This is a genomic window from Streptomyces radiopugnans (assembly GCF_900110735.1).
Classification (GTDB): Bacteria; Actinomycetota; Actinomycetes; order Streptomycetales; family Streptomycetaceae; genus Streptomyces; species Streptomyces radiopugnans.
On sequence record NZ_FOET01000003.1, the window covers coordinates 403241 to 428065 of the forward strand.

The following is a 24825-nucleotide window of genomic DNA, read 5'->3' on the forward strand; positions in this document are numbered from 1 at the left end:
GGCGGTGGGCGGGCGTCCACGGCTCACCGTCGATCGCGGCGGTTCGGGTGTGAAGGGGCAGGGGTGTGGCCGGCCGTTGGCGCGGTGTGCGCTGATGGCCGGTCGCGTTTTCCGGGGGTGTCGTCAACATAGCCACACCCAGGACATGCAAGTCCAGCCCGATACAACCGAATCTCTGACGGCAGAAAATCCACCGTAAAGCAGGGCCGTGAAGGGCGGTGCGGAAACGGTAGGACACGATCGGCGGCTGACCAAAAAGCTGCCCCCGGACGCCGCGCCGGAAGGATCACATCACTAAGCCGTTGACGGGCCCCGCCGGGGAAGCTACAACACAACACCCCACGTCAGAGCCTCTTCCGAGTGCCGTTCAGTATCGCGGCCCCGGGCCTCCCGGCTGCGGAGAACCCTCCGCGTGTGTGCCGAGCGAGGCGCAACATAGACCACGATCGCCGGTTAACCAAACCGGCGAATGCAGGCTAGTAATGGAGATATGGCAGCGCGATCACTGGAAATCGGCCCCGTAGGAATACGGGCCGCCCGGACCATCGAAATCCTCCGCACCGAGCGTGGCCTCGCGCAGCGTCAGCTGGCCGGCCGGGTGACCGCCCTCGGCCGCCCGATGTCCAACACGATGCTGTCCCGCATCGAACGCGCCCAGCGCCGCTGCGACGTCGACGACCTCGCCGCGATCACCGAAGCCCTCCTCGTCTCGCCCCTCGTGCTGCTGCAGGGCCCGACCGCCCCGTGACGAGGCCCGTCCGGTACCGCTGACCGAGCACGCCCACCACCGAGTCAGGACCCGCCGCCCTTGCATCGACCTTCGCCCACGCCCGCGACCGCACGCTTCCCGCGCAACCCGAGCGACGCCCCTCTGCCGCGCCTCTACCGACCCGAGGAGATCGCCGAAGCACTCGGCTGCTCTGCCTGGTGGGTCAAGGACCGGGCCCGGCGGAACCTCATCCCGCACACCCGCGTCGGCCGCGCCTACCGCTTCACCGCCGGCCACCTCGCCGAGATCATCCGCCTCCACGAGGAGACACCGGCACGGCCCGCCCAGCCGGCCGGGAACGTGGCCGCTCCGTCCTCCCCGGCTGCCTCCCGGGACGGATCCCTACGGCCGCGCCGCCATCCCACCACTCCGGTGAACCGCCTGCGGGCCCGGCCACCGCGCCGGGCCCAGTACGACGCCACCGCGTAAACGCATCCCGACACGCAGCAGAGAGAAGCGAAGGAGCCACCGGAAGTTGGGTTTCGCGGAGAAGCGCGGAAACTACTGGCGCGGCCGGTACAAGACCGCGCCCGGCAAGCACCTCACGGTCGTCGACGAGCGCGGCAAGGCGGTCAGGTTCGCCACCAAGGGCGAGGCCCAGCGTGCCGCGAGCGAGGCCGAGAACAGGTACCGGCGCGGCGACTGGCGCGACCCGGCGCTCGGCCAGGAGACCTTCGGCGAGTACGCGAACCGCTGGTACGCCGCCCAGGACCTGGCCGCCTCGACCATGCAGAACTACAAGCGCCACATCGAGGAGCACCTGCTCCCCGCGTTCGAGGACAAGGCGCTCGCCGGCATCCTCCGCTCGGACGTCGACCTGTGGGAGAAGAAGGAGAAGGCCCTCTACGCGGCCTCCAGCGTCAAGACCTGGCGCTCCACGCTCCACCTGATCCTTGAGGACGCGATCGGCGAGGGCCTGATCACCTCCAACCCGGCGGCCAGACGACGCGGGCGCGGCAAGCGCGCCGGCCGCTCCCGCGACCGCGGCCCCGAGAAGACCATCACCGATCCTCTCGGCGCCCTGCTGATCGCTGAGAGAGCCGCGCTGCTCTCCGGCCGCGACGACGAGTTCGTCGCCGTGGTCCTCATGGCGTACACCGGGATGCGGTGGGGCGAGATCGTCGGCCTGGAGACCGAGTTCACCCGCCCCGGCGCCGTCCGCGTCGAGCACCAGCTGTACGAGCTGGACTCCGGGACGCTGATCCGCTGCCCGCCCAAGGACGACAGCTACCGCACCATCGACGCCCCCGACTTCCTGTCCGCCCTGATCGCCGACCACATCGCCCGTACCAAACCGTCCCCGTGCCCCTGCCACGGCAAGCGGTACGTCTTCCGCGGCCAGGGCACGGCGCGCACCGGCGGACACCAGGGCGCCAAGCTGGCGGACGTCGCCCGCCGCGCCGGCGTCTCCACGGGAACGGTCTCCAACGTCCTCAACCGCCCCGAGCGCGTCCGCGAGGACACCCGCGCCCGCGTGGAGACGGCCATCACCGAACTCGGCTTCATACGCGGCGGTGTGCCGACGGAGAACGCGGCCCACTGGCGCCGCAACGGCTTCGCCACCTGGCTGTTCACCCCGGCCGCCTCGGGCTGGTACCCGAAGAAGGCACCCCAGGAGGCACGGCCCGTCCCCCTGCTCGGCGAGCCCTGGCCCGGCATCCCGGCACGCGGCCGCGGCGCCGGCGGACGGGCCGACTCCTGCTGGCTGCCGATCGCCAAGGGCCTCACACCCCACGGCCTCCGCCACACCCACCGGACCGTGATGGAGGACCTCGGCACCGAGAAGGTCCTCATGGACGAACGCATGGGCCACATCGACGGCTCCGTCTCCGCCCGCTACGCCCACGTCACCCCCGGCATGCGCAAGCGCCTCATGCTCGGCGTGACCGCGCAGTGGGAGGCGGCGCTTGACGCCCGCATGGCGATGAGCCACCGATCACCGGTGCGTGTCCTCGACGCGCTGTTGAGGGCATGCCTCATGATTTGTTAGGTGTGGGCCACGTCGGGGCGTCCCTCGGTAGGGCGCACCCCGATTATCGATGAACCGGAGCGATACGGGGGAGCCCCAAGGAGGGCTCCCCCTGCTGTTGCCCTATCCGGTGGAGCGGGCCATCTGGCGCTCGGCTACTCGTGCCCAGTAGCTGATCTGCGAGTGGGTGTTCATGATGTGGTTCAGAAGTTCGTTCGGCTTCGCCCATCCTTCCTTATCGAGGAGCGGTCCGCCCTGGGCTTCCTCCACGTTGGCGAGCTCATCGACATCGAGGTTGATCTGCTCGATGTATTGGGCGATCTGGCTCTTCAGCCGCGCCGCCTTCATCCGAGGCGTCTCGTTGGGAGGCGTCACCGGCCGTGGCAGGGTCGTGCCCGTGGCGTAGACCTCGTATCGCAGCCATTCGTCCTCGATCGGCATGGGCTTGCCCGCAGGATCCTCGTGCCAGCTTCCGTACTCGTCGCGAACGCCGCGCTGGAAGTCCCCGCTTTCCGTGACGCGTCGTGGTTGTACTCCAGCCCGTCCATCGATGATCGCTTGGGCGAGCAACCGCAAGCCCTGCTCATCGCCGAGCATCGCTTCCAGAATTTGCTGCGGGCCGCGTTTATCGGCCCCGGTGTTGCCCATGGCTTCGCGTCGCAGCCCGCCCCAGGCCGTGAGGTGGTATTGGGCTACGGCCGCCAGCTCCAGCCGATTGACCCACCGGCTGGGGTCAGCATGGGAGCCGGTGGGGTCAGCGCGCAGTTCCTCCACAGCCGCCTTAAGGAGTTTCTCGGGTGACCGACTGGTGACCTTCCACTCTACGGTCGCGTACCGCGTCAGCCGGGCACAGCGTAGGTATGCGGCGCGCATCCGCTCCGCCCGCTGGCGCTCGGCGTCCTTGGCGTCCAGGGTGGTGGCGATGCTCCGGGTGGGCCGGAGAGCCAACTCCGCGATCACGTCCGTTCGCCGGCCGGGGCTGACGCTCTTCTTGGCGGTCACGTCGCGGATTCCTTGTTCGACGAGTTCCCGATGGCGCTCGCGAAGCAGGGCGGAGAGCACAAAGGCTGCCTGCTCGTCTCGCTCGACGGGGAGTCCCTCATCCTCGGCTTGCTCCGGGGTGAGAAGCCCCGCGAGGTAGTCGTGGACGGGATCGTCGAGTACGTCAGCACTACGGAGTACGTCCAGGACCGCTTCCGCCATGGCTTCGAGCTTGCCCGTTTGGCTCCACGGCCGAGGAGGATCGACGTGGAGCATGCCGACGAAGGCGTTGACGGCGCGCGCGTAGTCGTAACCCCCCCTGGTCGGAGTGAAGCGGAGGAACACGCGGGCCGGCGTGATCAGCGCGTTGCGCTGTCGGATTAGTCGCCGTCGGGCGGCGGGACGCAAGGCGTCGGGGTCGGCCTCGCTAATAGAGCCGATGAAGCGTCGGTAGTCATCGCGGTTCGTGGGGAAGTGGTAATGCGTCTGTGGGTCGGTGAGTCCCAAGACATAGTGGGCGTTGGTGATGCGGCTGGAGCCGTCCGCCGTCCCCAGGAGGGGCATGGACGGTTCGCCGTCGCGGTGCCGCAGCTCGAAGAAGACGACGTTCACCGGCATGGCGATACCGCGCGCGGCGATGGACTCGCGCAGGGGGTTGTTCGCCAGGATGAACTCGCGGGCCCGCTCTGTCTCGTCCTGCACGTGGCTGACGTCCTCGCCCTCGATCCAGAGCGTGGCGGTCTCGCCAGATGGGGAACGGGGCCCGGTCAGTGGTCCTGCGTATCCATCGGCGCCAGCCGCCGGGTACACCCTCTTTTCCATCGTGCGGTTGTTGGTGGGCAGGGGGACCAGGCCGGGCACATAGAGATCGAGGTCGATCGCCTCGATGACGCCTCCAGCGATGTTGACCCGCGTAGGGCGCCGCAGCAGTGACCTCAGCTCACTGGGATCGACGGCGGCGTGGGCCAACGCGGTGGCGAACTCGGGAGGCAGTCCGGCCTCCACGCCCGCCTTGGCAGCGCGGTTCACCGCCGCCAGCTTCGGCAGCGCTGGCAGGTCACTGTCGCCGAACCGCGACCAGATCGCCGCGCTGTCCTGTTCCGCGACCTCGTCCGCATCGAGCTCGTCGTCTGCGGCGTCGGGTTCCTCCGCATCCTGGGGCGTCTCCTCGTACTCGGCGGCGTCCAGGTCTGTCACGTCGTCCTCCGTAAGTGAGGTGATCGGTAAGGGGGTGCGCTGTGGCGCTGGAAAGAGGCGCCTGCGCGATGGCTGCCGGCGGTGCTGGTTCCGCCGGCAGCCGGTCTCGTCTCAGGCGGTGGGGGGCAGGTGCGAGCGGCCCTTTCCGAGCTCGCGCAGGTCGCTGCGAATCGACCTCTCGGCCTGTCCGAGCGACCGCGCGATGATCGCCGTCGGTACATTCAGGGCGTACAGCTCAGCCACCCGTCGACGCCGCTTGACGATCTCGCCAGCCTTCCGCCACTTCTTGCGTCGCTCCTCGGCGGTCTCCCCGGCCAGGAATACGTGCTCGTCCCGGCTGTCCTGGGCGTAACGGCGGCAGCCCTCCAGCAGGGGGCACGTACAGCACATGGCCCGGGCCTGCGGGATGTCCCGCTCCGGCACGGTCGGCTCCCCGTCGAAGGCCGCCTGCTGCTCCCTCATGGTGGGGAACCGCTTCGGATCCCACATGCTGCATGCGGCCTCGCCCAGGGGCGGGCCGAAGGGCTCCATCGCCCAGAACAGGGCATCCGGCGGAAGTCTGTTCTCGATCTCGTCGTGGGGCTCCACGGCGCTCCTCCTCAGGCCACGGCTCGCGTGGTGTGTGAGGACGAGGGGGTCACGCCCACGTTCCCTTGATCGTCGCTTGGCGCCGTTCGAGTCTCTGGACGTGCGAGACGATCAGTACTGGGCGATTCCCAAGTCCCGTCGCGTGTCTGCGCCGTTCGGCGCTCGCACGGCCTGCGGAGTGACCCCCGAAGCGAAGCCGCCACCAGTGTGGCACCCGACTCCGCCGAAACGGCAGAAATGACAGGGACGTTCAGGAATCTCTTGGTGAACTGGCCTTCGTGGGCGTCGTGTTGTGCTCGGTGCCGGGCAGGCCAGTGGGCCTCTCGTTCGGATCCGCGCGACTCTTTCCCCGTCCGAACGTGTGGCGGCACGTGCCCGGTAACAGTGACAGGCCCAGCCACACCGTCACCTCACACCGGAAGAAGACCCTCCGGTGAGTACGTCGTGGCCCTTGCGCTCGGCTCAGCCGTTTCGGGTTCCTCCGCAGGTCAGCGGCTTGTGCTCGATAGACAAGATCAGTCTCTCCTAACCGACCTTAGGTCCTTGCCCTCCCAGGTCGTGATGGTCGGCTAGATCAGCTTCCACGCCTCGTCCCCAGGTCGTGGTGGCATCTGCGCCGCAGGGAGCCGTCTTCCGAGCTCGGCTCCCAGATGGCTCCCAAGCGGCCCCCGGAACCACTCAGGGGCCCGACCCGCTGAGCGGATCAGGCCCCTGACCTGGTGTTTCGGCTGTCGGGGTGGCGGGATTTGAACCCACGACCTCTTCGTCCCGAACGAAGCGCGCTGCCAAGCTGCGCCACACCCCGTGTGCAACGAGGACTACTTTAGCCCACGCCCGCGCTCAGGAGAAATCCGGTTTCCCGGGGTGCCGCGGAGGCGCGGCGGAGGTGTGGCGGGTGCGGTCAGGGGCGCTCGATCAGGGTGAGGAGGGTGGCCTCCGGGGGACAGGCGAACCGGAAGGGGGTGTAGCGGTTGGCGCCGCAGCCCGCCGAGACATGGAGGTAGGAGCGGTGGCCGTCCGCCTCGTGGTGGGACAGGCCGCGGGCCCGGTCGGTGTCCAGGTCGCAGTTGGTGACCAGGGCGCCGTAGAAGGGGACCCGGAGCTGGCCTCCGTGGGTGTGGCCGGCCAGGATCAGCGGGTAGCGGTCGGCGGCGAAGGCGTCCAGGACGCGCAGGTACGGGGCGTGGACGACGGCGAGGGGGAAGTCCGCGTCGTGCTCGGGGCCGCCGGCCACCTCGTCGTAGCGGTCGCGCTTGATGTGCGGGTCGTCCAGACCGGTGAGGGCGATCTCCTCGCCGCCGTCGAGCTTGATGCGGCCCCGGGTGTTGGACAGGCCGACCCAGCCCGCCGAGTCGAAGGCGTCGCGCATCCCCTCCCACGGGTTGTGGACGGCGCCGACGACCGGAGGGTTGCCGTTGAGGCCGTGGCGGCCGCTGGCCTTCTCCATCAGGTAGCGGGCGGGGTTGCGCAGCCGGGGGCCGTAGTAGTCGTTGGAGCCGAAGACGTACGCGCCGGGGAACTCCATCAGCGGGCCGAGCGCGTCCAGGACCTCGGGGACGGCCTCCGGGTCGGAGAGGTTGTCACCGGTGTTGATCACGAAGTCGGGGCGCAGTCCGGCCAGGGACTGGAGCCAGCGCTGCTTCTTGCGCTGGCCGCCGACCATGTGGATGTCGGAGACCTGGAGTACGCGCAGCGGCCGCATCCCGCGCGGCAGTACGGGCACCGTGACGCGCCTGAGGCGGAAAGAACGGGCCTCGATGCCCGCCGAGTAGGCGAGACAGGCCGCGCCGACCGCCGTGACGCCGAGGGGGATTCTGAGGGAGAGCGGGTATCGCGCACGCATGGGCCCATCGTCGCAGACACGCGGGCGGAGTGCGGACGCACGGGCGGCGGGAACGGGAGCGGGAGCGGGAACAGGTTCGGGTCCGGGCCGGCCGGGAGCGGGTTCGGGTTCGGGCCGGGGACCGGGCGGGGGTGACGGAGGGACGGGAGGCGGACCGGGAGGCTGTGGTGGGGGACGGCGCGGCACAATGCAGTGGGCGTCGGGCTCCGCGTCCTGGCACACTTCCGACATGACCACGCTCAAGACCCGGCTCCAGGACGACCTCACCGCGGCGATCAGGGCGCGCGACGAACTGCGCTCCGCCACCCTCCGCCTCACGCTGACCGCGATCCAGAAGGAGGAGGTGGCGGGCGAGAGCGCCCGTGAACTGTCCGACGCCGAGGTCGAGAAGATCATCACCCGTGAGGCCAAGAAGCGGCGCGAGGCGGCGGACGCGTTCGCCAAGGGCGGGCGTGCCGAGCAGGCCGAGCGGGAGCGCGCGGAGGGCGAGGTGCTCGCCGAGTACCTGCCCAAGCAGCTCACCGACGAGGAGCTGGACGCGCTGGTGGCCGAGGCCGTGGCGGAGGCGAAGGCGGCCGGGGCCGAGGGGCCGAGGGCCATGGGCGCCGTGATGAAGATCGTGAACCCGAAGGTGGCGGGGCGCGCGGAGGGCGGCCGGGTGGCCGCCGCGGTCAAGAAGCACCTGGCGGGCTGACCGCAGGCCCGCGGGCCCGGAGGGAAGCGAAGCGAGCATGCGGAGGGGCCCGGTTTCCGGAGCCCCTCCGCATGCTCACGTGCGTCTCGGTGTGCGCCGCGCCGGCTACCGCGGTGTCCAGCCGCCGTCCTGACCGGAGGTCTGCCAACCCCCGTTGCCATTCGTGCCGTTGCCGCCGCCGGCGTCCCAGCCTCCGGCGGTGGAGGTGGCGCCGACGCTCTCGCCGCCGGTGTCACCGCCGGTGACGCCGCCGACGGTGGTGCCGACCGTGGTGCCGTCGGTGGTGCCGCCCATGGTGCTGGCGCCTCCGCCCCCGCCCGGGCCCCCGTTGCCGCCTCCGCCGATGACGCCGGGCGGAAGGGTGATGTCGGGGAACGGGTTGCCGGGACGGCGGTCACCCGGCTTGTCGTCGTCCCCGCCGCGGCCCCGGTCCTTCTTGTCGTCGGTGGCGGCCCGCGGCACCTGGACGTCGTTGAAGGACTCGACGGGCTCGCCCTGGAGGGCGCCGGTCATCGCGGTCTTCCAGATGGGACCGGGCAGACACCCACCGCAGACCTTGTCGTAGAACTGCCCGCCGATGGTGATGTCGTACATCTCCTGCGGATCGCCGATGTCGTCGCCGACCCAGACGGCGGTGGAGAGGTTCGGGGTGTAGCCGACGAACCAGGCGTCCTTGCGGCCGTCCGTCGTACCGGTCTTGCCCGCGTTGTCGCGGTCGGTCAGGCCGGCCCTCGTCCCGGTGCCGTCCTCCACCACGCCCTTGAGCATCTTGTTGATGGAGTCCGCGATGTGCTCGGACATCGCCCGCTCGCACTTGGTCTTGGGCACAGACAGCTTCTTGCCGTCGGCGTCGGTGACCTTCTCGATCGCGACCGGCGAGCAGTAGGTGCCGCGGTCGGCGAACGTGGCGTACGCGGCGGCCATGGACAGCGGGCTGATGTTCTGGCCGCCCAGGAGCGTCGCCGGCTTCTGCTCGACGGGCTTGCCGCTGCCGAGGCGGACGCCCATCTTCCCGGCCATCTCCACGACGTCGCACAGGCCGACCTTCTGGCCCAGGTCGACGAAGTAGGTGTTGATGGACTTGCTGAGGGCGCCGGTCATGTCCCAGGTGCCCTTCTCGGACTCCAGCTCGTTCTGGACGTCCCAGCTGCCGCTGCCGTAGGGCTTGTTGCCGCAGACCTTGAAGTCCCCGAGGCTGAACGAGGTCTTCCAGTCGCTCCTGTACGTGCTCGCGGGGCTGATGCCGTCGGCCATCGCGGCGGCGGCGATGATCGGCTTGAAGGTGGAGCCGACCTGGAAGCCGTGGGTGCTGCCGCCCATGGCGTTGTCGACCGCGAGGTTGAGCAGGGTCTGGTTCTCGTTCTGGTCCAGGCCGTAGGGGCGGCTCTGGGCCATCGAGAGGATCTTGCCGGTGCCCGGCTCCACCTGGACGACGGAGGCGGCCACCGGGTCGTCCTCGTAGACCTTGCCGGTGGCGGCCTCGGCCGCGGCCTTCTGCGCCTTGGGCGAGAGCGTGGTGCGGACCGTCAGACCGCCGCGCTTCCAGAGGTCCTTGCGCTCCTGCTCGGTCTTGCCGAAGACCGGGTCGGTCAGGATGATCTTGCGCACGTAGTCGCAGAAGAACCCGGCCTTGTCGGTGGCGGTGATGCAGCCGCTCCTGGGCTTGCTGATCTCGAGGCCCAGGTCCTTCCTCTTGGCCGCCGCGACGTCCTCCTTCGAGGCCGCTCCCGTCTCGGCCATGCGGTTGAGCACGATGTTGCGGCGCTTGACGGCCCGGTCGGGGTAGTTGACGGGGTCGTAGTAGGTGGGGGACTGGACGAGGCCGGCCAGCAGCGCGGCCTCGTGCAGTTCCAGGTCGGCGGCGTTCTTGGAGAAGTAGCGCCGGGCCGCCGCCTCGATGCCGTACGCCTGCTGGCCGAAGAACGTGATGTTGAGGTAGTTCTCGAGGATCTGCTCCTTGCTGAGCTCCTCCTCGATCCTGATCGCGTACTTCAGTTCCTGGATCTTGCGGCCGATGGTCTGCTGGGTGGCCTCGGCGACCTTCTCCTGGTCGTCACCGGCCTGCTCCACGAAGACGTTCTTGACGTACTGCTGGGTGAGGGTGGAGCCGCCCTCGGCGACCCCGCCCTCCTGCGCGTTCTTGTTCAGCGCGCGCATCACGCTCTTGAGGTCGATCGCGCCGTGCTCGTAGAAGCGGGAGTCCTCGATCGCGACGATCGCCTTCCGCATGATCGGGTTGATCTTCTTCAGCGGCACCACCGTGCGGTCGCGGTAGTAGTCGGTCGCGATCAGATTGCCCTCGGAGTCGAGGATCTGGTTCTTCTGGCTCAACGGGGGGCGCTTGAAGTCGATGGGGATCTCGTCGAAGCTCTCGACGGTGCCCTTGGCGGCCAGCCCGAGGCCGCCTGCGACGGGCAGCGCGATGCCCGCCAGCACTGCTCCCGCGAGCACGCTGACGCCGAGGAACTTGGCGGCCTGCTGGGTCCCGGACAGCCCGCCACCCGAGCGCTTGTTTGGCATGAGGGCAGCCTACGTTCTCAATCGCCGGACAGGTGTGCGTGTGTTCGCCTACGCTGTATCACGTCTGACACGGTCGTTCGGTTCCTTGTCAACTCGCGGTTCACTCCATCGGGTGTTGAGATGTGACCGAATTGCAATCCCGTGTCAGGAAACCTCCGATCCCGGCTCCTTGGAATACGGGTGCAATGACCGTATTTGAGTGAAAGTTCGGCATCGTCCTCCGGTCACTCCGTTGGGTGATCTGCCGCGCACCCATAGTCCGTTCGGACCATTCAAGATTGGGCCCGTCGGGGGTGTTGCGCCCTGGCCGCCTTCCGTAACGTCCTGCACTGGCAGCGGTGAATATGCCGTCTGCCGCCGTGGGGGAGCCTCGATTCGGGAGAGGACGGCGCCGGCATGGGCTGGGTTACCGACTGGAGCGCGCAGGCGGCCTGCCGCACTGCGGATCCGGATGAACTGTTCGTACAAGGGGCGGCCCAGAACCGCGCCAAGGCGGTCTGCACCGGGTGCCCGGTGCGCACCGAGTGCCTGGCCGACGCCCTCGACAACCGCGTGGAGTTCGGCGTCTGGGGCGGGATGACCGAACGGGAGCGGAGAGCGCTGCTGCGCCGCCGCCCGACGGTCACCTCCTGGCGGCGACTGCTGGAGACCGCGCGCACCGAGTACGAGCGCAGCGCGGGCCTGCTGCCCATGGAGGTCGAGATGCGCGAGCACGACGCGCGGCGGTACAGCGGCGACTACGCCGCGGCCGGCTGAACCGGGGCACCGAGCCCCGGGGACACCGGCAGGTCCCGGCGCAGGCGCCCCACGGCGCCGGCAGGCGGCCGCAGGACCGGCACCGGCACGGCCGGTGGTACGGCTAGGCGGGCTCGACGCCGGGCTGCTCCGCGAGACGCCCGCCGATCGCCCGCAGCCCGTCCAGATCGTGCACATCGCCCGGCAGCGCGGCGACCTCGGCCACCGGCACCTCCGGGTGCAGCGCGGCGAAGCGGTCGCGCGTACGCCGCTCGCGCGCCAGTACGTGCATCCGCTCCGCGTGCAGCCTCAGCATGCCCGCGGCCAGCCGCTCGGCCGTCGTGGGGGAGGCGGTGGAGTCCTCGGTGAGCTCGTCGGAGTCGGCATCGGTGCCGGAGCCGTCGCCGGAGTGCGCATCGGAACCGGAACCGGAGCCGGACGCGGACCGCGGGGCGGACCGTCCATCGCCGCCCTTCCCGGTGGGCTGATCGACAACGTCGCCCTCCTCGAGGTTCTCCGCGGCGGCCAGCGCCCGCTCCGCGCTGAGGTGGGCGGCCTCGCTGCCGTGCATCCGGTTCAGCACGAGCCCCGCCAGCGGCATCCGGTCCGCGGCCAGCCGCTCCACGAAGTACGCCGCCTCGCGCAGCGCGTCGCGCTCCGGGGCCGCCACCACCAGGAACGCCGTGCCCGGCGCCTGGAGCAGCCGGTACGTGGCGTCGGCGCGGGTGCGGAAGCCGCCGAACATCGTGTCCATCGCCGCCACGAACGTCTGCATGTCGCGCAGCAGCCCCGTACCCAGCAGCTTGTTGAGCAGCCCGGTGAACACCGACAGCCCGGACACGCCCAGGTTCACGAACTTCAGCCCCGCCCGGCCGCCGACCTTCGCCGGGGCCGTCAGCAGCCTGATGAACCGCCCGTCCAGGAACGACCCCAGGCGCTTGGGCGCGTCCAGGAAGTCCAGCGCGGAACGGCTCGGCGGGGTGTCCACGACGATCAGGTCCCACTCGTCGTCCGCGCGGAGCTGGCCGAGCTTCTCCATGGCCATGTACTCCTGCGTCCCCGCGAAACCGGCCGACAGCGACTGGTAGAAGGGGTTCTCCAGGATCGCGCGGGCCCGCTCGGGGTCGGCGTGGGCCTCGACGATCTCGTCGAAGGTCCGCTTCATGTCGAGCATCATCGCGTGCAGTTCGCCGCCCGACGCGCCGTCGACGCCCTTCACCCGGCGCGGGGTGTTGTCCAGTTCGGTCAGGCCCATCGACTGGGCCAGCCGGCGGGCCGGGTCGATGGTGAGGACGACGACCTTCCGGCCGCGCTCGGCCGCGCGTACGCCCAGGGCCGCGGCCGTCGTCGTCTTGCCCACGCCGCCCGCGCCGCAGCAGACCACGATCCGGGTGCCGGGATCGTCGACCAGCGCGTCGACGTCCAGCACCGGGAACGTGCCCAGCCCGTGCGCCTGTGCCGTGCCGGCTTCGGCCGCCCGTGCCGTCACCTCGCCACCCCCTGTTCGCGCAGTTCGCCGGCGAGCAGGTAGACGCCGGGCAGGTCGGCGCCCTCGGCCAGCAGTTCCAGTTCGTACGCGGGCAGTTCCAGCCCGGCTATCTCCGACCGCAACTCGCCCTCCAGAGCCAGCCGTTCGGCGTGCTCGTGGGCCTGGCGCAGCAGCGGGTCGACCAGCTGCTCGGCCCTGCCGCCGCGCCGTGCGCCGCCCAGGCCCGCCCGGGACAGCGCCTTGGCGATCTCGGTGCGGGACTCCTCGGCGGCCCGTACCGCCGTCCGGTCCAGTACCGCCGGCCGCGTCATGTTGACGAACACGCAGCCGACCGGCAGCCCGGTGGCGCGCAGCTCGGCGACGCCGTCCACGGTCTCCTGGACGGGCATCTCCTCCAGCAGGGTCACCAGGTGCACGGCGGTCTCGGACGACTTGAGCACCCGCATCACGGCCTGGGCCTGGTTGTGGATCGGGCCGACCCGGGCCAGCCCGGCCACCTGGTCGTTGACGCCGAGGAAGCGGGTTATCCGGCCGGTGGGCGGCGCGTCCATGACCACCGCGTCGTAGACGAAGCCGCCGGCGCGGGTGCGGCGGCGCGCCGCCTCGCAGACCTTGCCGGTCAGCAGGACGTCGCGCACACCGGGCGCGATGGTGGTGGCGAAGTCGATCGCGCCGATCCTCTTCAGGGCCCGTCCCGCGCCGCCGAGCTTGTAGAACATCTGCAGGTAGTCCAGCAGCGCCTTCTCCGCGTCGACGGCCAGCGCGTACACCTCGCCGCCGCCCGGTCCCACGGCGATCTTCCGCTCCTCGTACGGCAGCGCCTCGGTCTCGAAGAGCTGGGCGATGCCCTGCCGCCCCTCGACCTCGACCAGAAGCGTGCGTTTGCCCTCCTCGGCGAGGGCGAGCGCCAGTGCGGCGGCGACCGTCGTCTTTCCGGTCCCGCCCTTGCCGGTCACCACATGCAGCCTGCTCACCCTTCGGAGCCTAACCACCGGACGAGGGGAGTACGCCTGCGGATGGGCCATGGAGGTGCGCCCGGGCGCGCGGGGGACGGGCCGGGGCGGCGGGGACACCGGGGGAGGGCGCGCGGAAGGGCGTCGGGGAGGGGCTAAGGTCGGCCCCATGACGAAGTGGGAATACGCGACCGTACCGCTGCTCGTGCACGCGACCAAGCAGATCCTGGACACCTGGGGCGAGGACGGCTGGGAACTGGTCCAGGTGGTGCCCGGCCCGAACAACCCGGAGCAGCTCGTGGCGTACCTGAAGCGGGAGAAGCAGTGAGCGAGGCGCGCGGCTCCGTCGAGTCCAGGCTCGCGGAGCTGGGTCTGACCCTGCCGGAGGTGGTGGCGCCCCTGGCGTCGTACGTCCCGGCGGTCCTCTCCGGCTCCTACGTGTACACCGCCGGGCAGCTGCCGATGGTCGACGGCAGGCTGCCGGTGACCGGCAAGGTCGGCGCCGAGGTGACGCCGGAGGAGGCCAGGGAACTGGCCCGGGTCTGCGCGCTGAACGCCCTGGCGGCCGTGAAGTCGGTCACCGGTGATCTGGACCGGATCGCCCGGGTGGTCAAGGTGGTCGGCTTCGTCGCCTCCGCTCCGGACTTCACCGGCCAGCCCGGCGTGGTCAACGGCGCCAGCGAGCTGCTGGGCGAGGTGCTGGGCGACAGGGGCGTGCACGCGCGCAGCGCGGTGGGCGTCGCGGTGCTGCCGATCGACGCACCGGTCGAGGTCGAGATCCAGGTCGAACTGGCGGACTGAGCCGCCGCCGGGCGGCCGGACAGGCACAGGGCGGGCCGGTGCGGGCCGCGGTGTCCGAGGCCCGCACTCGAACATCGCGGCCCGCGGCCGTACGATCCGGCCATGCCGTCGACGCCGCCGCAGCCCACGTCCCCCACGCCCCCGCGCGACGGGCAGTGGTATCCGCCCGAGTGGCCCGAGCGCATCCGCGCCCTGGCCGAGGGGCGGCTCACGCCCGTGCCCCCGCGCCGGGCGGCGACCGTGATGCTGCTGCGGGACGCCGAGGGCGGCCCGGCCGTCCACATGCTGCGCCGGCGCGCCTCCATGGCCTTCGCCGCGGGCGCGTACGCCTACCCCGGCGGCGGCGTGGACCCCCGCGACGAGGGCACTGTCGCCTGGGCCGGCCCGGCGCGCGGGGAGTGGGCACGGCGGCTCGGGGTGGAGGAGGCGGTCGCGCAGGCCGTCGTGTGCGCCGCCGTGCGCGAGACCTTCGAGGAAGCGGGCGTCCTGCTGGCCGGTCCCGACCCGGACACCGTCGTCGCCGACACCACCGGCGACGACTGGGAGGCGGACCGGGCGGCCCTGGTGGCCCGCGAGCTGTCCTTCGCCGACTTCCTCACCCGCCGGGAACTGGTCCTCCGCAGCGATCTGCTGGGCGCCTGGGCGCGCTGGATCACCCCCGAGTTCGAGGCGCGGCGCTACGACACCTGGTTCTTCGTCGCCGCCCTGCCCGAGGGGCAGCGCACCCGCGACGTCTCCGGCGAGGCCGACCGCACGGTGTGGATCCGCCCGGCGGACGCGGCCGCCGCCTACGACCGGGGCGAGCTGACGATGATGCCCCCGACGATCGCCACCCTGCGGCAGCTCGCGCCGTACGCCGACGCCGCCGCGGCGCTGGCCGCCTCCGGGGAGCGGGACCTGACGCCCGTACTGGCCCGGGCGAGCCTGGAGGACGACGGGGCCGGCGGGCAGCGGGTGGTGCTGAGCTGGCCGGGGCACGAGGAGTTCACCAAGCACGTGCCCGCGGCCCGGCGGACGGCGGGGGACGCGCCGTGACCGACGCCTCCGCCCTGCCCGGGCAGCCGCGCGGCGGCCCCATCGACGGCACGGGCACCGCCCGTGCGGTGTGCGTGCTCGCGCCGAACCCCTCGCCGATGACGCTGGACGGCACCAACACCTGGATCGTCGCCGAGCCGGACTCGCCGCTGGCGGTCGTCGTGGACCCCGGCCCGCTGGACGAGGGGCATCTGCGCCAGGTGATCGGCACCGTCGAGCGGTCGGGCCGGCGGGTGGGGCTGACGCTGCTCACCCACGGCCACTGGGACCACGCCGAGGGCGCCGCCCGCTTCGCCGAGCTGACGGGGACGGCCGTACGCGCGCTCGACCCGGCGCTGCGGCTGGGCGACGAGGGCCTGGCGGCCGGGGACGTGGTGACCACGGGCGGCCTGGAGCTGCGGGTGGTGCCCACGCCGGGGCACACCTCGGACTCGCTCAGCTTCCATCTGCCCGCCGACGGCGCGGTGCTGACCGGCGACACGGTCCTGGGGCGCGGCACGACGATGGTGGCCCACCCCGACGGGCGGCTGGGCGAGTACCTGGACTCGCTGCGGCGGCTGCGCTCGCTGACCGTGGACGACGGTGTGCGCACGGTGCTGCCCGGACACGGGCCGGTGCTGGACGACGCGCAGGGGGCCGTCGAGTACTACCTGGCGCACCGGGCGAGCCGTCTGGCGCAGGTGGAGACGGCGGTGGAGGCGGGCCACCGGACGCCGGGGGAGGTCGTGGCGCACGTCTACGCGGACGTGGACCGCTCGCTGTGGCCCGCCGCCGAGCTGTCGGTGCGGGCGCAGCTGGAGTACCTGGAGGAGCACGGCCTGGTGTGACGGGCCGTGCCCGGCGGGCCGTGTATCCGGGCCGTGCCCGCGGGCCGCGCTCCGGACGTGCTCCCGCTGGACGGGGCCCGTCCGGGCGGGCGGCCGCGCCGGCGTCGGGGGGATTCCCGGGGCTCTCGCACTCCCGGGGAGCTCGGAGCTGTCGAGGGCTCAGCGCGAGCGCTTCGCCAGCCGCTCCACGTCCAGCAGGATGACCGCGCGGGCCTCCAGCCGCAGCCAGCCGCGGCTGGCGAAGTCGGCCAGCGCCTTGTTGACGGTCTCGCGGGACGCGCCGACGAGCTGGGCCAGCTCCTCCTGGGTGAGGTCGTGCACCACGTGGATGCCCTCCTCGGACTGCACGCCGAAGCGGCGCGACAGGTCCAGCAGCGCCTTGGCGACGCGGCCGGGGACGTCGGAGAAGACCAGGTCGGACATCGAGTCGTTGGTGCGGCGCAGCCGCCGGGCGACGGCGCGCAGCAGCGCGGTGGCGACCTCGGGGCGGGCGTTCAGCCAGGGCTGGAGGTCGCCGTGGCCCAGGCCGAAGAGCTTGACCTCGGTCAGCGCCGTGGCCGTGGCCGTACGGGGACCCGGGTCGAACAGGGACAGCTCGCCGATCAGCTCGCCGGGGCCGAGCACGGCCAGCATGTTCTCCCGGCCGTCCGGGGAGGTGCGGTGGAGCTTGACCTTGCCCTCGATCACGACGTAGAGCCGGTCTCCCGGGTCGCCCTCGTGGAACAGGGCCTCACCCCGTGCGAGCGTCGTCTCCGTCATGGAGGCACGCAGCTCGGCAGCCTGCTCGTCGTCAAGCGCCGCGAAGAGCGGGGCGCGCCGCAGAACGTCGTCCACGAGTTCTCTCCTTGTCCACGTGCCCACGGGTCTGTCGCCCCCATGATGCCGGACGGTGAAACAGTGCGATCAGTCACAAGTTTGACGCACCCGGCGTGCGGTGCGTGCGCCAGGGGTCCGATTGGGCCCCGAATCGGCGGTGAGCGGGGCGGATGTCGGCGCGCCCCCGTACGCTGGCCGGGTGTCCAACACGCCGGTGAGGCCGGACGGAAAGGGGGCGTACGGGTGACGGTGTCCCGTGGCTCATCCCAGGATTCCGCCGTGGGCGAACGAGAGTCCGCCGAACGGGTAACGGAGGCGAAGCCGCCGAGAGCGGCAGGGGGAGGAAAGAGGAGCGCTGGGGGCAAGCCGGAGACGCGGCTCGCCATGGTCCGCCGCGCCCGGCGCATCAACCGCGAGCTGGCCGAGGTGTACTACTACGCGCACCCCGAGCTGGACTTCGAGAACCCCTTCCAGCTGCTGGTCGCCACCGTCCTCTCCGCCCAGACCACCGACCTGCGGGTCAACCAGACCACCCCCGCCCTCTTCGCCGCCTACCCCACCCCGGAGGAGATGGCCGCGGCCGACCCCGAGCGGCTGGAGGAGCTGATCCGGCCCACCGGCTTCTTCCGCAACAAGGCCAGGTCGCTGCTGGGACTCTCCGCCGCCCTGCGCGACCGTTTCGGCGGCGAGGTGCCGGACAACCTCGAAGACATGGTCTCCCTGCCCGGCGTCGGCCGTAAGACGGCACACGTGGTGCTGGGGAACGCCTTCGGCAGGCCGGGCCTGACGGTGGACACCCACTTCGGGCGGCTGGTGCGCCGCTGGCGGCTGACGGAGCAGACCGACCCGGAGAAGGTCGAGGCCGAGATCGCCGGGATCATCCCCAAGAGCGAGTGGACGATGTTCTCGCACCGGGTCGTCTTCCACGGCCGCCGCATCTGCCACTCCCGCAAGCCCGCGTGCGGCGCCTGCCCGATCACGCATCTGTGCCCCTCGTACGGCGAGGGCGAGACGGACCCGGAGAAGGCGAAGAAGCTGCTGAAGTACGAGATGGGGGGCATGCCCGGCCAGCGGCTCAAGCCCCCCGCGGACTATCCCGGGCAGCCCGCGCCGTCGCCGGGCGCCTGAGCGGAGCGCGGATGAGGGAAGCACAGGAGAAGCACCGGACCCCCGTCGCCGGCCCGGTCGCCGTCACCGACCGGGGGCTGCCGGACTGGCTGCGCCCGGTGGCCGACGTGGCGTCGACGGTGCGGGCGCGGCAGCTCAGCCGCTTCCTGCCGCCCAGCGACGGGGGCGGACGGCAGTCCGCGGTCCTGGTGCTCTTCGGCGAGGGCGGCGGGAACGGCGGAGACGGCGGGAACGGGGGAAGCGGCGCGGGCACCGGGCCGGAGCTGCTGCTGATGGAGCGGTCCTCCAGTCTCCGCTCGCACGCCGGTCAGCCGTCCTTCCCCGGCGGCGCCCTCGATCCGGAGGACGGCGACCCCGAGGGCGACGGGCCGCTGCGCGCCGCGCTGCGGGAGGCCGAGGAGGAGACCGGGCTCGACCCGTCCGGGGTGCAGGTCTTCGGGCGGCTGCCGCGCGTCTACATCCCGGTGAGCGGATTCGTCGTCACGCCCGTACTGGGGTGGTGGCGGGAGCCGAGCCCGGTGGCGCCGGTGGACCCGGCGGAGACGGCCCGGGTCTTCACCGTGCCCGTGGCCGACCTCGCCGATCCGGCGAACCGCGCCACGGCCAGACACCCCAGCGGCTACCGCGGTCCGTGCTTCCTCGTCAGCGACGCGCTGGTGTGGGGCTTCACGGCCGGGATCATCGACCGGATCCTGCACTTCGCCGGCTGGGAGCGGCCGTGGGACACCGACCGCAGCGTCCCCCTCGACTGGCGCGCATGAGACGGTGGGCGACGTGAACGTGCTGGACGTACTGCTGCTGCTCTCCGCGGTCTGGTTCGCGGTCGTGGGCTACCGACAGGGTTTCGTGGTCGGCGTGCTGTCGGTCGCCGGTTTCCTCGGGGGCGGGCTCGCCGCGGTCTACCTGCTGCCGCTCGTCTGGAACGAGTTCACCGACGGCGCGTCGCCGGGGACGGCGGGCGCGATCGCGGCGGTGGCGGTGGTGATCGTGTGCGCCTCGGTCGGCCAGGGGTTCACCACCCATCTGGGCAACCGGCTGCGCCGGCACATCACCTGGTCGCCCGCCCGGGCCCTGGACGCGTCCGGCGGCGCCCTGGTGAACGTCGTGGCCATGCTGCTGGTCGCCTGGCTGATCGGCTCGCTGCTGGCCTCCACGGCCGTGCCCGTCGTCGCCCGGGAGGTGCGCGGCTCCGCGGTGCTGCACGGGGTCTCCCGGACGCTGCCGGACAGCGCCGACACCTGGTTCACCGACTTCACCTCGGTGCTCGCGCAGAACGGCTTCCCACAGGTCTTCTCGCCGTTCGCCAACGAGCCGATCACCTCGGTGGAGCCCCCGGACCCGGCCCTGGCGGGCAGCCCGGCCGTGGCCCGCGCCAAGCGGTCCATCGTCAAGGTCCTGGGCACCGCGCAGAGCTGCGGCAAGGTGCTGGAGGGCACCGGTTTCGTCTTCGACCGCGGCCGGGTGATGACCAACGCGCACGTGGTCGGCGGCGTCGACGAGCCGACCGTGCAGGTCGGCGGCGAGGGCCGGCTCCACGACGCCACGGTCGTCCTCTACGACTGGGAGCGCGACATCGCCGTACTCGACGTGCCGTCACTCCGGGCTCCGGCGCTGCGGTTCGTGGAGGACGACGCGGAGACCGGCGACGACGCGATCGTCGCGGGCTTCCCGGAGAACGGCGGGTTCGACGTCCGCTCCGCGCGGGTACGCGGCCGTATCCAGGCCACCGGCCCCGACATCTACCACCGGGGCACGGTGCGCCGCGACGTCTACTCCCTGCACGCCATGGTCCGGCAGGGCAACTCCGGCGGCCCGCTGCTGACGCCCGACGGCAGGGTCTACGGCGTCATCTTCGCCAAGTCCCTGGAGGACGAGAACACCGGCTACGCGCTCACCAACGACGAGATCCGCCAGGACGTCCTGCAGGGGCGGGCGTCCCGGGGGCCGGTGGACAGCCAGGGATGCGCGATGTGAGGACCGGCTTCCGCCCGGTCCTGCCCGTCCCGGTCCTGTCCGGCTCGGTCCGGACCCGGTTCGCATCCGGTCCCGTTCTTCCCGTGGCCCCGGAGGCCCGGTCACCCGGGGGCCACGGGCCTCCGGGCCCCGGTCCCGCCGCCGGTCACGGCTTCGGAGGCCGGACGGCGGCAGGGGCCGGGGGAGGCGGTGCGGCGGATGCCCGGTGTGCGCGGCGTCAGCCGCGCGTATGGCGCAGCCGCGCGCCGACCCAGCGGGCACGGCGGCGCAGGATGTGAGGGATGCCGAGCTGGGGATCGCGGAGATCGCCGAGATCGCGGTGGTCCCGCGCGGAGCGCGGGGGCGAGCCCTGCGCGCTGCTCTGTTCCCGGATGTCGCGTGACACGTCACGGTAGTCGTGCGTCCAACCCATACTCCGGACTCTGCCCGTGCCCCATGGTCGGTAATCGCCCAATGGTCCGTCAATTGGCCTATGCGGGCGTCACGTGCTCTTATTCATCGGCCGGGCCGGGGTGTTCCAGCCGGTCGACGGGGCCGCCCGTGAACGCCTCCGGATCCCCCTTCGTGCCGGCTGTGCCGTTCCGGAGGCGGCCCCGGATCCCGAAGCCCCAACCCCGGCCGGGGCGATCGCGTGGTCGCTCCCGGGGCCGTTCCTAGCGGTCGGGCTCGGGGTCCTTCAGCCAGTCGACGAGTTCGCCGGTGAACGACTTCGGGTCCTCCTCGTGGGGGAAGTGGCCCAGCCCGTCGAACAGCCGCCAGCGGTACGGGGCCTCCACGTACTCGCCCGAGCCCGCCGCGCTGCGGGTGCGCATCACCGGGTCGAGCGAACCGTGCAGATGGAGGGTGGGGACACGCACCGGCCGCTTCATGCGGCGGTTGAACTGGAACCCGTCCAGGCGTGCCAGCGAGCGGACCATCCACCGGTACGGCTCGATCGAGCAGTGCGCGGTGGAGGGGACGCACATCGCCTGCCGGTAGACCTCGACCGCTTCGTCCTCCGGAGGCCGGGGCCCGGACCACTCCCGCAGCAGGCGGCCGACCAGCGCCCCGTCGTCCGCCACCAGCCGCCGTTCGGGGACCCAGGGGCTCTGGAAGCCCCACACGTACGCCCCGGCCGCCGTCTGCCGCAGGTCGCCCAGCATGGCGGCGCGCCAGCGGCGCGGGTGCGGCATCGAGGCCACGGCCAGGCGCCGGACCAGCTTCGGGCGCATCACCGCAGCCGTCCACGCCAGGTAACCGCCCAGGTCGTGGCCGACGAGAGCGGCGTCCGGCTCGCCCAGGGAGCGGATCACACCGGTGACGTCGAGTGCGAGGTTGGCCGGGTCGTAGCCGCGGGGGGTGCGGTCGCTGCCGCCCACGCCTCTCAGGTCCATCGCGACCGCGCGGTAGCCCGCGTCGGCGAGGGCGGGCAGTTGGTGCCGCCAGGCCCACCAGAACTGCGGGAAGCCGTGCAGCAGCAGTACCAGCGGGCCCTCGCCCATCTCGGCGATGTGGAAGCGCGCACCGTTGGCGGCGACGTCCCGGTGTGTCCAGGGGCCGTCCATCCGGATGGCGGAGGAGGGGGTGCCGGAGTGGTTCACGCCTGTCGTACCCGTGGTGTCGCTCATCTCTGCCGTGCCCCCTGTGCCTGCCGTGCCCGTGCTGCCCGCACCGTCCGTGCCGTCCGTGCCGTTCGTGCCGTCCCTGCCGTCCGTCATGTGGAAGAGCGTGTCACGTGCTCGACGGCCATGGCTTCCGCCCCGACGGCCTTGGGCTCCGTCCGCGCACCCGGGACGGTCCTGGGGTGGGGCTTGACGCCCGACAGCACGGCCGCCGACTGCTTGGCCGAGGCGATCGAGCGCTTGGGCGGTTTGACCTTGGACAGCTTGGCCTTCGCCAGCAGCAGGAGCACGAGCGCGACCAGCAGGTACGCGCCCCCCACGATGGTGAACGACCAGGCGAGCCCGATCCCCAGGTTGTGGATGCCGTAGGCCGCGGCGAAGCTGAAGACCGGCAGCGAGAAGAGCACCAGGACGCCCGCGGCGATGGCCGCGCCACTGCCGATCGCGCCGCGCTTGACGTCCTGCCGCAGCTCGGCCTTGGCCAGCGCGATCTCCTCGTGGACCAGTGCGGACAGTTCGGTCGTCGCCGAGGCGACCAGCTGACCGATGCTGCGGCCGTCGTCGGCTGGGCTCATCTCATGCTCCCTCTCGTCGTGGCGGTCGATGGCTCTGCGCCAGGGTCTGCATCATGCCGGACCGCGGTGCCCGCCGCCGCACACGGTGTCGGCGAGCCGTCCGCGAGTGCATGCGGCCGCAACGGACAGGGGCGCCCGGCCGCCGCACACGCGGTGGCCGGGCGCCCCTGCCGAACGGGTCCGGTGCCGGTCAGTCCTCGCTGGAGGCGGCGCCCGGCAGCTTGGACTGGATGAGGGTCATCACCGTGGAGTCGGTGAGGGTGGTGACGTCCCCCAGGTCCCGGTTCTCGGCGACGTCGCGCAGCAGCCGGCGCATGATCTTGCCCGAGCGGGTCTTGGGCAGCTCGTCGACCGGCAGGATGCGCTTGGGCTTGGCGATCGGGCCGAGGTGCTTGGCCACGTGGGCGCGCAGCTCCTCCACCAGTCCCTCGTCCTCGGCGGCGCTGCCGCGCAGGATGACGAAGGCGCAGATGGCCTGGGTGGTCTGCGGGTCGGTGGCGCCGACGACCGCCGCCTCGGCGACCTTCGGGTGCGAGACGAGAGCGGACTCGACCTCGGTGGTGGAGATGTTGTGGCCGGAGACCAGCATCACGTCGTCCACCCGGCCCAGCAGCCAGATGTCGCCGTCCTCGTCCTTCTTGGCGCCGTCGCCCGCGAAGTAGCGGTTCTGGAAGCGCGACCAGTAGGTGTCCAGGTACCGCTGGTCGTCGCCCCAGATCGTGCGGAGCATCGACGGCCACGGCTCGGTCAGGACGAGGTAGCCGCCGGAGCCGTTGGGCACCTCGTTGGCCTCGTCGTCCACGACCGTGGCGGAGATGCCGGGCAGCGGCACCTGCGCCGATCCGGGCTTGGCCTCGGTCACGCCGGGCAGCGGGCTGATCATGATGGCGCCGGTCTCGGTCTGCCACCAGGTGTCCACCACCGGGGTGCGGTCGCCGCCGATGTTGTGGCGGTACCAGACCCAGGCCTCGGGGTTGATCGGCTCACCGACCGAGCCCAGCACCCGCAGCGAGGACAGGTCGAACTTCGCCGGGATGTCGTCGCCCCACTTCATGCAGGTGCGGATGGCGGTCGGAGCGGTGTAGAGGATCGTGACCTTGTACTTCTCGACGATCTCCCACCAGCGGCCCTTGTGCGGGGTGTCGGGGGTGCCCTCGTAGATCACCTGGGTGGCCCCGTTGGCCAGCGGGCCGTAGACGATGTACGAGTGGCCGGTGACCCAGCCGACGTCGGCGGTGCACCAGTAGACGTCCGTCTCCGGCTTGAGGTCGAAGACGGCGTGGTGGGTGTAGGCCGCCTGGGTGAGGTAGCCGCCGGAGGTGTGGAGGATGCCCTTGGGCTTACCCGTGGTGCCGGAGGTGTAGAGGATGAACAGCGGGTGCTCGGCCTCGAAGGCCTGCGGGGTGTGCTCCTCGGACTGGCGGTCCACCAGCTCGTGCCACCACACGTCCCGGCCCTCGGTCCAGGCCGTCTCCTCACCGGTGCGGCGGACGACCAGGACGTTGCGCACCTTCTCGGTGCCCGGCTGGGTCAGGGCCTCGTCGACGGCGGGCTTCAGGGCGCTGGGCTTGCCGCGCCGGTAGCCGCCGTCGGCGGTGATGACGACGCGGGCGTCGGCGTCCTGGATGCGGGTGGCCAGGGCGTCGGAGGAGAAGCCGCCGAAGACCAGGGAGTGGGGGGCGCCGATGCGGGCGCAGGCCAGCATCGCCACGACCGTCTCGGGGATCATGGGCATGTAGATCGCGACCCGGTCGCCGGTCTGCACGCCCAGTTCGATCAGGGCGTTGGCGGCCTTGGAGACCTCGCGCCGCAGATCGGCGTAGGTGATCGCGCGGGTGTCGCCCGGCTCGCCCTCGAAGTGGATGGCGACCCGGTCGCCCAGACCCGCCTCGACGTGGCGGTCGACGCAGTTGTAGGCCACGTTGAGCCGGCCGTCCTTGAACCACTTGGCGAAGGGCGGGTTGGACCAGTCCAGGGCCTCGGTCGGCTCGGTCTCCCAGCTCAGTCGGCGGGCCTGCTCGGCCCAGAAGCCCAGCCGGTCCGCTTTCGCCCGTTCGTACGCCTCCGCGGTGACGTTGGCGTTCGCTGCCAGCTCGGCGGGCGGCGCGAACCTCCGTTCCTCCTTGAGCAGGTTGGCCAGGCTTTCGTTGCTCACGACATCTCCCTTTCCCAGGGTGTCTGGTGTGTCCCGCGTCATAGCAGACCAGCCCCTGTCGCCCCCTGACAAGGGTTGTCCGTCAAGTGGTGTAGACCTCTTGCGCTCAGGGGTCGGCGCCCGTCGGTGAGCGGCCGACGAGCGGTCGAACGGCTTGTTTCCGCGATCTTCGCCC

General features: G+C 71.6%; 23 protein-coding genes and 1 tRNA gene. 12 read left to right on the forward strand and 12 right to left on the reverse strand.

All coding sequences use genetic code 11. The features are described 5' to 3' along the window. Nucleotides 1–490 precede the first annotated feature (490 nt). Genes BMY40_RS09295 through BMY40_RS09305 form a run of 3 tightly spaced genes read left to right on the forward strand, consistent with a single transcriptional unit; the run spans nt 491 to nt 2759 of the window. Complete coding sequence (locus BMY40_RS09295; protein ID WP_093657434.1) at nt 491–748, forward strand: helix-turn-helix domain-containing protein; 258 nt, start codon at nt 491–493, stop codon at nt 746–748. Between the two features lie 60 nt (nt 749–808). Next, entirely contained in the window at nt 809–1198 is a 390-nt protein-coding gene (locus tag BMY40_RS09300; RefSeq protein WP_093657436.1) for a helix-turn-helix domain-containing protein, read from the forward strand. Nucleotides 1199–1244: 46 nt separating this feature from the next. Next, nucleotides 1245–2759 (forward strand): tyrosine-type recombinase/integrase, encoded by a 1515-nt coding sequence (locus tag BMY40_RS09305; RefSeq protein WP_093657438.1) that lies wholly within the window; start codon nt 1245–1247, stop codon nt 2757–2759. A 102-nt stretch (nt 2760–2861) separates the two neighbouring features. Here the strand turns inward: BMY40_RS09305 and BMY40_RS09310 are convergent, their stop codons facing one another. From BMY40_RS09310 to BMY40_RS09325, 4 genes are all read right to left on the reverse strand, one after another. Beyond that, on the reverse strand, nt 2862–4916 hold the full coding sequence (locus BMY40_RS09310) for a hypothetical protein (protein WP_093657440.1): 2055 nt from the start codon (nt 4914–4916) through the stop codon (nt 2862–2864). 111 nt (nt 4917–5027) lie between these two features. Continuing rightward, the gene (locus BMY40_RS09315; RefSeq protein WP_093657442.1) at nt 5028–5504 is read right to left on the reverse strand and encodes a WhiB family transcriptional regulator; all 477 of its coding nucleotides are present in this window, start codon (nt 5502–5504) and stop codon (nt 5028–5030) included. A gap of 731 nt (nt 5505–6235) precedes the next feature. Continuing rightward, nucleotides 6236–6309 (reverse strand) — tRNA-Pro (locus tag BMY40_RS09320). A 96-nt stretch (nt 6310–6405) separates the two neighbouring features. Next, nucleotides 6406–7347 (reverse strand): metallophosphoesterase, encoded by a 942-nt coding sequence (locus BMY40_RS09325; RefSeq protein ID WP_093657444.1) that lies wholly within the window; start codon nt 7345–7347, stop codon nt 6406–6408. 229 nt (nt 7348–7576) lie between these two features. On the opposite strand from BMY40_RS09325, the gene BMY40_RS09330 reads away from it, so the two are divergent. Further along, nucleotides 7577–8041, forward strand: coding sequence for a GatB/YqeY domain-containing protein (locus BMY40_RS09330; RefSeq protein WP_093657826.1), 465 nt, complete (start codon nt 7577–7579; stop codon nt 8039–8041). Between the two features lie 105 nt (nt 8042–8146). Here BMY40_RS09330 and BMY40_RS09335 read toward each other — a convergent pair whose 3' ends face one another. Then, complete coding sequence (locus tag BMY40_RS09335) at nt 8147–10561, reverse strand: transglycosylase domain-containing protein (RefSeq protein WP_093657446.1); 2415 nt, start codon at nt 10559–10561, stop codon at nt 8147–8149. A 396-nt stretch (nt 10562–10957) separates the two neighbouring features. Between BMY40_RS09335 and BMY40_RS09345 the strand changes: the two genes are divergently transcribed. Further along, on the forward strand, nt 10958–11317 hold the full coding sequence (locus BMY40_RS09345) for a WhiB family transcriptional regulator (RefSeq protein ID WP_093657448.1): 360 nt from the start codon (nt 10958–10960) through the stop codon (nt 11315–11317). Between the two features lie 103 nt (nt 11318–11420). Here BMY40_RS09345 and bagB read toward each other — a convergent pair whose 3' ends face one another. Both bagB and bagA read right to left on the reverse strand, forming a co-directional pair. Further along, nucleotides 11421–12785 (reverse strand): ATPase BagB, encoded by a 1365-nt coding sequence (gene bagB, locus BMY40_RS09350; RefSeq protein WP_218158254.1) that lies wholly within the window; start codon nt 12783–12785, stop codon nt 11421–11423. Next, a complete protein-coding gene (bagA, locus tag BMY40_RS09355; protein WP_093657450.1) occupies nt 12782–13759 on the reverse strand; it encodes an ATPase BagA in 978 nt (325 codons plus the stop codon). Before bagA ends, bagB begins: the two co-directional genes overlap by 4 nt. 148 nt (nt 13760–13907) lie before the next feature. Here bagA and sp36 point away from each other — a divergent pair, with 148 nt between their 5' ends. The 4 genes from sp36 (at nt 13908) to BMY40_RS09375 (ending at nt 16401) form a co-directional block, all read left to right on the forward strand. Further along, the gene (gene sp36, locus BMY40_RS09360) at nt 13908–14066 is read left to right on the forward strand and encodes a Sp36 family protein (protein WP_003991873.1); all 159 of its coding nucleotides are present in this window, start codon (nt 13908–13910) and stop codon (nt 14064–14066) included. Further along, the gene (locus tag BMY40_RS09365) at nt 14063–14539 is read left to right on the forward strand and encodes a RidA family protein (RefSeq protein ID WP_093657452.1); all 477 of its coding nucleotides are present in this window, start codon (nt 14063–14065) and stop codon (nt 14537–14539) included. The genes sp36 and BMY40_RS09365 overlap by 4 nt, the downstream gene beginning before the upstream one ends. Before the next feature lie 102 nt (nt 14540–14641). Further along, a complete protein-coding gene (locus tag BMY40_RS09370) occupies nt 14642–15574 on the forward strand; it encodes an NUDIX hydrolase (protein ID WP_093657454.1) in 933 nt (310 codons plus the stop codon). Continuing rightward, nucleotides 15571–16401: an MBL fold metallo-hydrolase gene (locus BMY40_RS09375; RefSeq protein WP_093657456.1), complete on the forward strand. Its 831-nt coding sequence runs from the start codon at nt 15571–15573 to the stop codon at nt 16399–16401. Before BMY40_RS09370 ends, BMY40_RS09375 begins: the two co-directional genes overlap by 4 nt. A gap of 159 nt (nt 16402–16560) precedes the next feature. Here BMY40_RS09375 and BMY40_RS09380 read toward each other — a convergent pair whose 3' ends face one another. Further along, nucleotides 16561–17235 carry a Crp/Fnr family transcriptional regulator gene (locus tag BMY40_RS09380; RefSeq protein WP_093657459.1) on the reverse strand — a complete coding sequence of 225 codons (675 nt, stop codon included), beginning with the start codon at nt 17233–17235 and terminating at the stop codon, nt 16561–16563. 261 nt (nt 17236–17496) lie between these two features. On the opposite strand from BMY40_RS09380, the gene nth reads away from it, so the two are divergent. From nth to BMY40_RS09395, 3 genes are read left to right on the forward strand one after another with little or no spacing between them, the layout of a single operon-like run. Continuing rightward, entirely contained in the window at nt 17497–18345 is an 849-nt protein-coding gene (nth, locus tag BMY40_RS09385) for an endonuclease III (RefSeq protein WP_093657461.1), read from the forward strand. Nucleotides 18346–18356: 11 nt separating this feature from the next. Next, nucleotides 18357–19106 (forward strand): NUDIX hydrolase, encoded by a 750-nt coding sequence (locus tag BMY40_RS09390; RefSeq protein ID WP_093657463.1) that lies wholly within the window; start codon nt 18357–18359, stop codon nt 19104–19106. Nucleotides 19107–19119: 13 nt separating this feature from the next. Further along, the gene (locus BMY40_RS09395; RefSeq protein WP_093657830.1) at nt 19120–20319 is read left to right on the forward strand and encodes a MarP family serine protease; all 1200 of its coding nucleotides are present in this window, start codon (nt 19120–19122) and stop codon (nt 20317–20319) included. 217 nt (nt 20320–20536) lie between these two features. Here BMY40_RS09395 and BMY40_RS09400 read toward each other — a convergent pair whose 3' ends face one another. The 4 genes from BMY40_RS09400 to acs all read right to left on the reverse strand — a co-directional run bounded on the left by BMY40_RS09400 (nt 20537) and on the right by acs (nt 24650). Further along, complete coding sequence (locus BMY40_RS09400; protein ID WP_093657465.1) at nt 20537–20731, reverse strand: hypothetical protein; 195 nt, start codon at nt 20729–20731, stop codon at nt 20537–20539. 241 nt (nt 20732–20972) lie between these two features. Continuing rightward, entirely contained in the window at nt 20973–21926 is a 954-nt protein-coding gene (locus BMY40_RS09405) for an alpha/beta fold hydrolase (protein ID WP_093657832.1), read from the reverse strand. Between the two features lie 86 nt (nt 21927–22012). Then, on the reverse strand, nt 22013–22495 hold the full coding sequence (locus BMY40_RS09410) for a phage holin family protein (protein ID WP_093657467.1): 483 nt from the start codon (nt 22493–22495) through the stop codon (nt 22013–22015). A gap of 190 nt (nt 22496–22685) precedes the next feature. Continuing rightward, nucleotides 22686–24650 (reverse strand): acetate--CoA ligase, encoded by a 1965-nt coding sequence (gene acs, locus BMY40_RS09415; RefSeq protein ID WP_093657469.1) that lies wholly within the window; start codon nt 24648–24650, stop codon nt 22686–22688. Nucleotides 24651–24825 lie beyond the last annotated feature (175 nt).

What these genes read in the sequence shown, in the direction of transcription:
- BMY40_RS09295 (WP_093657434.1), top strand. Translation starts at nt 491, where the DNA reads ATGGCAGCGCGATCACTGGAAATCGGCCCCGTAGGAATACGGGCCGCC.
- BMY40_RS09325 (WP_093657444.1), bottom strand. Translation starts at nt 7,347, where the DNA reads ATGCGTGCGCGATACCCGCTCTCCCTCAGAATCCCCCTCGGCGTCACG.
- BMY40_RS09330 (WP_093657826.1), top strand. Translation starts at nt 7,577, where the DNA reads ATGACCACGCTCAAGACCCGGCTCCAGGACGACCTCACCGCGGCGATC.
- BMY40_RS09335 (WP_093657446.1), bottom strand. Translation starts at nt 10,561, where the DNA reads ATGCCAAACAAGCGCTCGGGTGGCGGGCTGTCCGGGACCCAGCAGGCC.
- BMY40_RS09345 (WP_093657448.1), top strand. Translation starts at nt 10,958, where the DNA reads ATGGGCTGGGTTACCGACTGGAGCGCGCAGGCGGCCTGCCGCACTGCG.
- sp36 (WP_003991873.1), top strand. Translation starts at nt 13,908, where the DNA reads ATGACGAAGTGGGAATACGCGACCGTACCGCTGCTCGTGCACGCGACC.
- BMY40_RS09370 (WP_093657454.1), top strand. Translation starts at nt 14,642, where the DNA reads ATGCCGTCGACGCCGCCGCAGCCCACGTCCCCCACGCCCCCGCGCGAC.
- BMY40_RS09390 (WP_093657463.1), top strand. Translation starts at nt 18,357, where the DNA reads ATGAGGGAAGCACAGGAGAAGCACCGGACCCCCGTCGCCGGCCCGGTC.
- BMY40_RS09400 (WP_093657465.1), bottom strand. Translation starts at nt 20,731, where the DNA reads ATGGGTTGGACGCACGACTACCGTGACGTGTCACGCGACATCCGGGAA.
- BMY40_RS09405 (WP_093657832.1), bottom strand. Translation starts at nt 21,926, where the DNA reads ATGAGCGACACCACGGGTACGACAGGCGTGAACCACTCCGGCACCCCC.
- BMY40_RS09410 (WP_093657467.1), bottom strand. Translation starts at nt 22,495, where the DNA reads ATGAGCCCAGCCGACGACGGCCGCAGCATCGGTCAGCTGGTCGCCTCG.